Source organism: Kitasatospora sp. NPDC022856 (assembly GCF_055561235.1).
Window position 1 is genome coordinate 42,816 of record NZ_JBVHHE010000040.1, and the last position, 9,517, is coordinate 52,332.

8 protein-coding genes are annotated in these 9,517 nt (G+C 74.8%); 2 read left to right on the forward strand and 6 right to left on the reverse strand.

Features of this window, described 5'->3' with window-relative positions; translation table 11 throughout:
- Positions 1–53 precede the first annotated feature (53 nt).
- Positions 54–785, reverse strand: coding sequence for an SDR family oxidoreductase (locus tag ACZ34W_RS32410; protein WP_465609193.1), 732 nt, complete (start codon positions 783–785; stop codon positions 54–56).
- 137 nt (positions 786–922) lie between these two features.
- Between ACZ34W_RS32410 and ACZ34W_RS32415 the strand changes: the two genes are divergently transcribed.
- The gene (locus ACZ34W_RS32415) at positions 923–1,513 is read left to right on the forward strand and encodes a TetR/AcrR family transcriptional regulator (RefSeq protein WP_465609194.1); all 591 of its coding nucleotides are present in this window, start codon (positions 923–925) and stop codon (positions 1,511–1,513) included.
- Between the two features lie 201 nt (positions 1,514–1,714).
- Here the strand turns inward: ACZ34W_RS32415 and ACZ34W_RS32420 are convergent, their stop codons facing one another.
- Together ACZ34W_RS32420 and ACZ34W_RS32425 are read right to left on the reverse strand one after the other, a co-directional pair.
- Positions 1,715–2,092 carry a hypothetical protein gene (locus tag ACZ34W_RS32420; protein ID WP_329485546.1) on the reverse strand — a complete coding sequence of 126 codons (378 nt, stop codon included), beginning with the start codon at positions 2,090–2,092 and terminating at the stop codon, positions 1,715–1,717.
- A gap of 209 nt (positions 2,093–2,301) precedes the next feature.
- Entirely contained in the window at positions 2,302–3,486 is a 1,185-nt protein-coding gene (locus ACZ34W_RS32425; RefSeq protein ID WP_465609195.1) for a cytochrome P450 family protein, read from the reverse strand.
- Between the two features lie 268 nt (positions 3,487–3,754).
- On the opposite strand from ACZ34W_RS32425, the gene ACZ34W_RS32430 reads away from it, so the two are divergent.
- A complete protein-coding gene (locus ACZ34W_RS32430; RefSeq protein ID WP_465609201.1) occupies positions 3,755–5,737 on the forward strand; it encodes a serine/threonine-protein kinase in 1,983 nt (660 codons plus the stop codon).
- Positions 5,738–5,779: 42 nt separating this feature from the next.
- Here ACZ34W_RS32430 and ACZ34W_RS32435 read toward each other — a convergent pair whose 3' ends face one another.
- From ACZ34W_RS32435 to ACZ34W_RS32445, 3 genes are all read right to left on the reverse strand, one after another.
- Complete coding sequence (locus ACZ34W_RS32435; RefSeq protein ID WP_465609197.1) at positions 5,780–7,192, reverse strand: DUF2252 domain-containing protein; 1,413 nt, start codon at positions 7,190–7,192, stop codon at positions 5,780–5,782.
- A gap of 172 nt (positions 7,193–7,364) precedes the next feature.
- Positions 7,365–7,550: an RICIN domain-containing protein gene (locus ACZ34W_RS32440; protein ID WP_465609203.1), complete on the reverse strand. Its 186-nt coding sequence runs from the start codon at positions 7,548–7,550 to the stop codon at positions 7,365–7,367.
- 320 nt (positions 7,551–7,870) lie between these two features.
- Complete coding sequence (locus ACZ34W_RS32445) at positions 7,871–9,097, reverse strand: PP2C family protein-serine/threonine phosphatase (RefSeq protein WP_465609199.1); 1,227 nt, start codon at positions 9,095–9,097, stop codon at positions 7,871–7,873.
- Positions 9,098–9,517 lie beyond the last annotated feature (420 nt).

Sequence of the window (9,517 nt, forward strand, 5' to 3'; positions counted from 1 at the left end):
CGGCGAGGTGTTTCCCGGGCCCCGACCGGGCCGGCCGCACCGGTTACGCGGACCTACCCCTGGGCGGTGGGGCGGACGACGATGTCGCCCACATCGACCCCGTCCGGCTGCTCGATGGCGAAGGCGATGGCGCGGGCCACCGCGTCCGGCGGGAGGGCGATCTCCATCAGCTTGTCGACCTGCGGCTTCACCGACGGGTCCATGTGCTCCGCGAAGTCCGTGCGGACGGCGCCGGGGGAGACGACGGTGACGCGCAGGCTGTCGCCGGCCTCCTGGCGCAGGCCCTCCGAGACGGTCCGTACGGCGTTCTTCGTCGCCGCGTACACCGACTGGAGCGGCACGATGCGCAGGCCGGCGGTGGACACGGTGTTGACGAAGTGTCCGGAGCCCTGCTCCCGGAAGACCGGCAGGGCTGCGGCGATCCCGTACAGGACGCCTTTGAGGTTGACGTCGATCATCTGCTCCCAGTCCTCGACGCGCAGGTCGTCCAGGCGGGAGATCAGCCCGACCCCGGCGTTGCCGACGAGGACGTCGAGCCTGCCGTACCGGTCGCGGGCCAGCCGGACGAGGCCGACGAGGTCGTCGCGCCGCGTCACGTCGGTGTGGACCCAGGCGGCCTCGCCGCCGGCCTGTTCGATACGGGCGGCCAGGGCCTCCAGGCGCTCTGTGCGGCGTGCCCCGAGGACGACCTTCCCGCCGCGCGCGGCCAGCAGGAGTGCGGTCGCCTCGCCGATGCCGCTGCCGGCGCCAGTGATCGCCACGACTTTGCCTTCGATTCCCGACATACGGGGCCGTCCTTCCGGAACAGGTGAGTGGGGGCAGGCCGGGCCGTGCCCTAGAGTTGAAAGTGGAGGGTCCGCCACTTCGCTCAGACTAAGCGGAGGATCCTCCGCTTAGCAACGGAGGAGGGAGAGGGCCGCCGATGACCCGAGCTTCAGGGCGCCCGCTGAGGGCCGACGCGCAGCGGAACCGGGACAGGATCCTGGCCACCGCCGTGCGCATGTTCACCGAGGAGGGGCTCGACGCGACCTTCGAGCGAATCGCCGCCGAGGCGGGGGTCGGAACCGGCACCCTGTACCGCAACTTCCCGACCAGGGAGGCGCTGGTCGAGGCGGCCTACCGCAACGAGGTGGCCCGGCTCTGCGACGCCGTCCCCGGGCTCCTGGCGACCATGCCGCCCGCCGAGGCCCTGCGCGCGTGGACCCGCCGCTTCATCGACTACGCCACCGCCAAGTTCGGCATGGCCGACGCCCTGCGGGCGGTCGTCGCTTCGGGCGGCAATCCCTATGCCGACAGCCGCGAGCTGATCCAGGGCGCCCTCGTTGCCCTGATGGACGCCGCCCGCGCGGCCGGAACGATCCGGGCCGACATCAGCGCGAGCGACATGTTCGCCGCGCTCGCCGGGATCGCCCTCACCTCCGCCGGACCGGACCAGCGCGAGCAGGCCGAACGCCTCCTCGATCTCACCCTGGACGGACTGAAGGCGGCCCCGGCTCCGCCGTCCGGCGACTGACGGCGAACTCCCAACGCCCCGGGCTCGCAACGGGGTTCATCCCCGGCGGTCCGACGGACGGGTGCCCCGTGGCTGACGCCCGCCGGTGTACCGGCCGGCACCGACGACGTGGCTCCGGTCCCCGGGACGATTCCCGGGGACCGGAGCCACGTGCCGCAGCGGACCGGCCGGTCCGCCGGTCCAGCTGTCGGGTGCCGCAGGTCAGCCGTTCGCGCAGATCACGTAGACGCTGATGCCCACGCTGCTGCTGCCGGGCTGGCGGCCGATGCCTACCCAGCCGTTGGCGCCGTCCGTCGGGAAGCTGCCGACCAGGACCGCCTCGTTGCCCTGGGCCTCCGCGCCACCGCCGATCGCCCGCTTGCCGGCGGGACAATTGACCGTCCGGCGCTGGAAGTTGCCGACGTTGGCGTTGCCCAGCTTGACCACCTGGTAGCCGTCGATGGCGTCGACGGCCTTCACCGATGCCTGGCGCTCCTGCCCGGCGGCGCCGTCGTCGTTCGCCTGCGCGACCCACCCCGTGCCCGCCGCCAGCGCGACCGCCAGCAGTCCGGCTCCCAGCACGTGCGTCCTACGCACCATGGTCGTCTCCCCTTCGGTGGTGGCGGGCCCGCCGGCGGCGGAACCTTCGCCACCAGGGCTATCGGTCCTACCGGGCAGGGGAGTTGAGCCAAACCCCACCTTGGGATGAACACAGAGCGTTCGCGACTTCCCGGCCCCGCGCCGGTGCCCCGCCGTGCGCGGTGCCGTGCGCCCCCGGCACACCGCAGCGGCGGACAGCGCGGCGGCGCCTACAGGCGGACCGGCAGGGCGACGAGGCCGCGCACCAGCCGGGAGTGGCGCCAGGTGATTCGGTCGGGCGGGACGGCCAGCCGCAGGGTCGGGAATCGCTCCAGGAGGACCCGCAGGACGACCTCGATCTCGGCGTGGGCGAGCGGTGCGCCGACGCAGCGGTGGATCCCGTGCCCGAAGGCCAGGTGGCCGGCCGCGTCGGGCCGGTCGAGGTCGAGCCGGTCGGGGTCGGCGAACCGCGCTGGGTCGCGGTTGGCCGCGCCGGGGCAGACGAACACCGGGGAGCCGGCGGGGACCTCGCTGTCGCCCAGGCGCACCGCCTCGGGGGCCCAGCGCCAGGTCGCGATGCTCACCGGCGCGTCGTAGCGCAGCAGTTCGTCGACCGCGGCCGGGATGCGGTGCGGGTCGGCCACGAGGCGTCGCAGGTCGTCCGGGTGCCGGAGCAGCGCGAGGACGGCGTTGCCGATCGCCGCGGTGGTGGTCTCGTGCCCGGCCACCAGCAGCAGCACGGCCAGCGACAGCAACTCCTCCTCGCCGAGGCGGCCGGCGTCGCTGTCGCGGACCGCGATCAGCTCGGAGAGCAGCGAACCGTCCGGCCCGGACCGCTTGGTGGCGATCAGCTCCGCCAGGTAGTCGGCCAGCGCGTGCGAGGCCGAGTCGATCCGCTCGTGGTCGCCGGTGGCGAACAGGTCGGTGGACCAGCCGCGGACGGCCGGGCGGTCCTCCGGCGGGACGCCCAGGAGTTGGCAGATGACGGTGACCGGGAGGGGCCCGGCGAGGTCCTCGACGAGGTCGACCTCGCTACCGGGTGCCCAGCGGTCGACGAGTTCTTCGGCGAGTGAGCGGACGTACGGGCGGAGTCCGTCGACCACGGCGGTGGTGAACGCCCTGGTGACCAGGCGGCGGAGCCGGGTGTGCTCCGGGGGATCGGTGGCGAGCATGGTGCGGGCGACGGCCGGGTGCAGGGACCGCTTGGACGGCTTGTCGGCGAAGTACGCGCCGGTGTCCTTCGACAGCGGGGCGGTGAGGGCCTGGCGGGCCGCGTGGTAGCCGGTGACGACGGTCGCGGTGCCGGGGCCGCCGCCCTCCATCGGGATGCGCAGGACCGGTGCGGCCTCGCGCAGGGCGGCGTAGGCGGGGTAGCGGTCGCGGTAGAACGCCGGATCGGCGAAGGGGGAGGCCATGTCGGTCCCTGGGCGGTGTCGAGCGGGCCGCCGCCGGGCGGCGGCGACGGAGCGGACGGTGTCGGAGGTGGCGCACTGCTGGGCTACCGGTCGTGGCCGGACGGCCTCGGCTCGGATGCTACCCGCGCGGGCGCCGCCGGTCGGCCGCCGGTCGGGACGGCCCAGACGCGGGGCCCCGCGCGATGCACAGCCGTCGGACCGGTCTCGTAGAGTGGCGGAAGCGGCGGGGGCCGTGCGACACGGGGGATTGCGAGGCGCCTTGAACGCTGTGGGGACGCGGATCGCCGACCGGTACCGGTTGGAGGTACTGCTCGGGCGCGGCGGGATGGGCGAGGTCTGGCGGGCCCACGATCCCCGGCTGGACCGCGGGGTCGCGATCAAGTTCCTCGCCCCGCAGTCGGCGGTCGGCGCGGTGGCCGCGCAGCGGTTCCATCGCGAGGCGCAGGTCACAGCGCGGTTCCAGCACCCGGGCATCACCCAGATCTTCGACAGCGGCGAACAGGGCGGCCGGCTCTACCTGGTGATGGAACTGCTCCGGGGCCGCGACCTCGGGGAGGTCCTGCACGGGCGGCCGTCGGGGCTGCCCGTCGACGAGGCGGTGGAGCTGACCGCGCAACTCGCGGGCGCCCTGTCCTACGCGCACCGGCTGGGCATCGTCCACCGGGACGTCAAACCCGCCAACCTCATGCTGCTCCCCGACGGCACGCTCAAGGTGTGCGACTTCGGACTCGCCGGGTACGTCCGGGCCGACTCGGGTCTCACCCGGGAGGGCAGCGTGATGGGCACGCCCGAGTACATGGCCCCCGAGCAGTGGCGCAGTCCCCGGGTCGACGGACGGGCCGATCTCTACGCGCTGGGCTGTGTGCTCTTCGCGCTGCTCACCGGACGGCCGCCGTTCCCGGCGCGCGGCGGCCTCTGGACCCTGATGGTCCAGCACCTCCAGACCCCGGCCCCGCGTCTCGCCCCGCTGCGGCCCGAGGTCCCCGACGAGCTCGACGAGCTGGTCGCGGAGCTGCTCGCCAAGGATCCGGCGGACCGCCCGGCCGACGCGGGAGCCGTCGTGGCGCGGCGCCGGGCGGTCGGCCGCCGCCGGTCCGCGCCGGAGCCGCGGACGCCCGCCGTTCCGGCCGCTGTTCCCGCCGTGGTGCACTCCGGCGGTCTCGGGCTGGAGCTGCACCGCAACGAGTTCCTCGCCCCGGGCGCCACGGAGGCGCACACGATCCTGACGGTGACCGGCCCGAGCGGGGCCGCCGACCGTGCGGCGGCCGGCGTGCCCCGCGCGCTCGTCCTCCTGGTCGGACTGTCGCCGGAGCTGCCCGAGGCGGACTTCCGAGCGGTCGGGGCGGCGGTCGCGGCCGTCATCGACGGCCTGGACGAGGACGCCTCCTTCGCCGTCGTCGCGGGGTCGGCGTACGCGCGGATGCTCTACCCCGACACCCAGCGGCTGGTCCGGGCGACCGCGGCCGCCAAGGCCGGGGCGCGGGCGGCGCTGGCCGGGCTGGAGCCGGTCGGCGCGGCGGCGTTCGGCCGCTGGATCCGGCTGGCCGACCGCCTGTTCGCCGGCCACGCCGACGCGGCGCGCACCGCGATCCTGCTGACCGACCTGGAGGCGGCGGCCGAGAGCGCCGACGACCTGGCCGCCGCCCTCGCCTCCTGCGCGGGCCGCTTCCCGTGCCACGCCCGGGGCATCGGCGAGCGGTGGTCGGTGGCCCAGGTCCGGTCCGTCACCTCCGCGTTGGGAGGCACCCTCGACATCGTGCCCGCCCCCGCGTCGCCCACGGGGACACCGGGCCTCCACCGGGAGCTGGCCTCCCTGGTGGACCGGACCCGCCGGGCCGGGCTGCGCGACCTCGCCCTGCGGATCACCACGTACGACGGTGGCGGGGTGCGTTACCTCAAGCAGGTCTCCCCGCAGTTCGAGGACCTGTCGGAGCGCGGGCAGCCCGTCGGCCCCGGGGTCACCGAGTACCCCGTCGACATCGCCGACGACGAGTCGCTCGACTTCCACCTCTGTGTCGGACTACGGCCCGGGCGGGAGGGAGAGGAGGTCGTCGCGGCCGAGCTGGAAATCGTCCAGCTCCCCCCGACGGGTGACGGCCGGACCCTCGTCCGGGCCCGGATGCCGGTCCACCGGGTCGGTGATCCCGCCCGGCCGGGCCCCGAACCGGTCGCGGTGGACCGGGAGGCGCTCCTGCGCGCCCTCGGGGAGGGGCTCCGGGCCGAGGGCCGTTCGCGGTCGGCCGAGGGCTGATCAGCGGGCCCCGGTCGGCGCGACCCGGCGGGCCGCGACGGCTCAGCCGGCCTCGGCCGGGAGCCGGCCCGCCGCGACCGCCTCGACCAGCGCCCGGTGGTCCCGCTCGTTCCGGTCCGCGTACGCCTCGGCGAACTCCACCAGGGCCCGGTCGAAGGCGTCCCGCTTCCCCAGGTAGGCGGCGATGGCGATGCGGTCGCCCGACCGGGCGTGCGCCCGGGCCAGCGTGGCGCCGCACAGTTCGCCGAAGGCCCGCATGCCGCGCGGCACCATCCGCTCGGGCACGACGATGCCCTTCCAGTCGCGGAGCTGACGGATGTAGAAGTCCCGCCGCCTGCCGTCGATGCCCTCGACCCGCTCCCAGCCCAGGAAGATGTCGCTGGTGGCCTGCATCAGCCGCTGGCCGGAGACCACCCGCTCGCCCTGGTTCTCGTACCGGCTCGCGCCGACGTACGGCGCCAGCACCGATTCGCCGGCCTCCTTGGCCTGGAGGAACAGCGGGTCCTCGCCGTCCCGGCCGAGGAGCAGGAAGATCCAGCACCGGGTGCCGACGCTGCCGACACCGACGACCTTGCGGGCCGCGTCCACCAGCTGGAAAGCCGAGAGCAGGGTGCGCCGGTCGGCGGGCATGGTGCTCGCGTAACGCCGCACCAGGCCGTGGAACAGTTCCATCAGCGCGGTCCGCTCCACCTCCGGCAGGAGGTCGGCGATCGGGACGAGCAGCGGCGGGTCGGCGGCGATCCGGACCAGGCCGTCCGTCACCTCGGTGAGCTTGCCGAAGGCCTGGAGGCTGTCGCGGGTGCGGGCCTTCGACATCGCCTCGTCGAGCCCCCGGCGGGCCCGTTTGGAGACCCGGCCCACCGCCAGCTCCCGCAGCCGCTGCGAGTCCAGCTGGGCGTACCAGACGTCCAGGTTGCGCATCCCCGCGAACCGCCGCATCGCCTCCCGGTACGAGCGGACCGCCGTGGCGACGATGTCCGCGCGCTGCGCCCCGTCGAAGCCGTTCGCCCGGCCCGCGATCACCAGGCTCGACGCCAGCCGCTTCACGTCCCACTCCCACGGGCCGGGCAGCGTCTCGTCGAAGTCGTTGATGTCGAAGACCAGCCGCCGCTCCGGCGAGGCGAGCAGCCGGAAGTTCAGCATGTGGGCGTCGCCGCAGAGCTGGACCCGGATGCCCGAGTCGGAGGTGCCCGCGAGGTCGGACGCCATGACCGCGGCCGCGCCCCGGTAGAAACGGAACGGGGACTCGGCCATCCGGGCGTACCGGATCGGCACCAGCTCCGGCACGCGCAGCGCCGACTGGGCCGCCAGGATCGTGAGCGGGTCGGGCCGCTCCGGGCCCGGCCGGTACTCGGCGTGGGCGGAACGCGGTGTCGTCCGGCGTGCCGCCCGACCGGCCGCCGCCCGCTCCTCGGGGGTCGCGCGCCGCACGGGACGCGCCTGGTCCTGGCCCATCCGGTCCTCCTGTCCGACCGCGGCCGCGCTCCCGGCCGCCCACCTGCGGAGGAGCGCCGGCCCGCTCCCCGGGGGAGGGAAGCAGGCGTCGGCGGCCCTGCTCCGATCATGGCCGCCCCGGCCCGATCCGGCTCGCGGTGAGCCGGATCGGGCCGAGCGTGGCCCGGCCGGGTCAGACCGCCGAGTACCAGACCTGGGCGCCGGTCCCGTTGCAGGTCCACAGGTTCAGCGGAACGCCCTGGACGGCGGTGGACTGCGGGTCGTCCAGGCACTTCCCGGACGCGGGGTTCAGCAGGTAGCCGGTCGGCGACGGCAGCCACTGCTGCGCCGTGGCGTAGTTGCTCGAACCGGCGAGCAGGTAGCTGCTGACCTGCTTGCCGTTGGTGGCGTTCTGGTACTGGTAGACCTGGTACGTCCGGCCGCCGAGGGTGACGCTGGGTGGCGGTGCCGAGCGGGACGGGGCCGCCCTGCCGGTCGAGCCAGATCATCAGCTCGTGCGAGGTGGTCGGACCGCACCCGCCGGCCGTGTCCGCGTACCAGAGGTCGTAGGCGGCGTTGTACTGGCCCGCGACACGGGTGGTGGTCTTCCAGGTGGTCAGGGTGTCGCCCGGGGTGGCCACCGGGGCGGGGAGTTCACCGGGCCGATGGCCGAACAGGCCGCCCCCCGCCGGCCGGGGGTCAGAGGCGGACGATGACGAGCGCTGTGTCGTCGGTCGCGCCGCCGGGCGGGAGCAGCTCGGTGAGGACGAGGTCGGCGAGGGCGTCGGGATCGAACCGGCGGTGGCGGATGAGCGCGTCGGCGAGCCGGTTCAGGCCGGTGTCGATGTCCTCGCGCCGCCGTTCGACGAGGCCGTCGGTGTAGAGGACGAGCGTGTCGCCGTGGGTGAAGCCGGCGACGGCCTGGGGCCGGGCCTGGTGCTCGGGGCGGGCGCCGAGCGGCGGGTCGGTGGCCCGGTCGAGGAACTCGACGGTGCCCTCGCCGTGCAGCAGGACGGGCGGCGGGTGGCCCGCGCTGCTGTAGGTGACGGTGTGGGCGTCGCAGTCGATGAAGGCTGTGGCGACGGTGGTGGATTCGGCGCCGTCGACGAAGCGGGCGTAGAGGCCCAGGACCTCCAGCGCCTGGGCGGGCCCGACGGCGACCCGGGAGGCCGCGCTGAGGGCGCTGCGGAGCTGGCCCATGACGCCCGCCGCGGTGAGGCCGTGGCCCACCACGTCGCCGACGGCGACCGCCACGCGGTTGGCCGGCAGCTCGACGAGGTCGTACCAGTCGCCGCACACGTTCAGCGCCCCGACGGCGGGCCGGTAGCGGACCGCGGCGAGGTGGTGCTCAAGCGGTCGGGGGCCCGGGAGCATGGCCTCCTGGAGCGCGAGCGCGACCTCCCGTTCGCGGTCGTGGGCCTCGCGCAGGCGTTCGTTGACCTCCTGCAGTTCGCGCGCGCGGGTGTAGAGCTCCGCCTCCAGGACGCGGGCGCGGTTGCCCTCGGGCAGACCGTGGGCCCGGATGAGTTCGGTGATCTCCTCCACCCGGTGGACGAGCAGCACCACTTCGCCGCCCGGGGTCAGGACGGGAGCGTTGACCGGGCTCCAGTAGCGCTCCTCCCACTCGCCGGCGCTGCCGGCGGACTGGACGTCGTAGCGCTGGAGGGCCATGGTGTCGCGTTCGCCGCTCGCCAGGACCCGCTGCAGGGAGACCCCTAGGTTGCGGCTGCCGGTGGCGTCCGGATCGTTCGGATTGTCGGGGAAGACGTCGAAGAGGTACCGGCCGACGAGCTGCTCGCGGGTACGGCCGGACATCCGTACGAAGTCCTCGTTGACGTCGACGTACACCAGGTCCGGGGTGAGGAGGGCGACCATGCCGGGCAGGGCCTGGAACACCGCGCGGTAGTCGACGGCCGGGAGGCTCATGGCTCCGCACGGGGGCCGGGTGCGGAGCCATCCGCCCCCCGGCCCACCCGTCCGAGGAGGGCTCCGACGGACCGGCCGCGGCCGTGGCAGCCCGTGACGGGCCGGCTCCGCCGGCCGAGTTCCTGGTCCATCGCACGCCTCCGACAGCTGTGGCACTCCCCCTGCCACCATCAGTGATTCGGGCGCGCCACGCCAGCCGGGCCGGGCGGCCCCTATGGCGGCCGCCCGCCGTCGGGGCAACGCTGGAGGGGAAGGCCGGGCGGGGAACCGCCCGGCACCCACGCCCGAGGGGGGCGACCAGGTCGCTGATGACCACGGAGCGTGACCCCTGGCACCGAGGAGTCGATGTGGACCAGAACCCCGGACCTGAAGCCGCTCAGCGGGTGGATCCGGCCGTCGTCGCCCGGCGGATCGATGACC

Bases quoted from the DNA above. Each gene is read 5' to 3' on its own strand.
- ACZ34W_RS32445 (WP_465609199.1), bottom strand. From the start codon at position 9,097: ATGAGCCTCCCGGCCGTCGACTACCGCGCGGTGTTCCAGGCCCTGCCC.
- ACZ34W_RS32425 (WP_465609195.1), bottom strand. From the start codon at position 3,486: ATGGCCTCCCCCTTCGCCGATCCGGCGTTCTACCGCGACCGCTACCCC.
- ACZ34W_RS32415 (WP_465609194.1), top strand. From the start codon at position 923: ATGACCCGAGCTTCAGGGCGCCCGCTGAGGGCCGACGCGCAGCGGAAC.
- ACZ34W_RS32420 (WP_329485546.1), bottom strand. From the start codon at position 2,092: ATGGTGCGTAGGACGCACGTGCTGGGAGCCGGACTGCTGGCGGTCGCG.
- ACZ34W_RS32410 (WP_465609193.1), bottom strand. From the start codon at position 785: ATGTCGGGAATCGAAGGCAAAGTCGTGGCGATCACTGGCGCCGGCAGC.
- ACZ34W_RS32435 (WP_465609197.1), bottom strand. From the start codon at position 7,192: ATGGGCCAGGACCAGGCGCGTCCCGTGCGGCGCGCGACCCCCGAGGAG.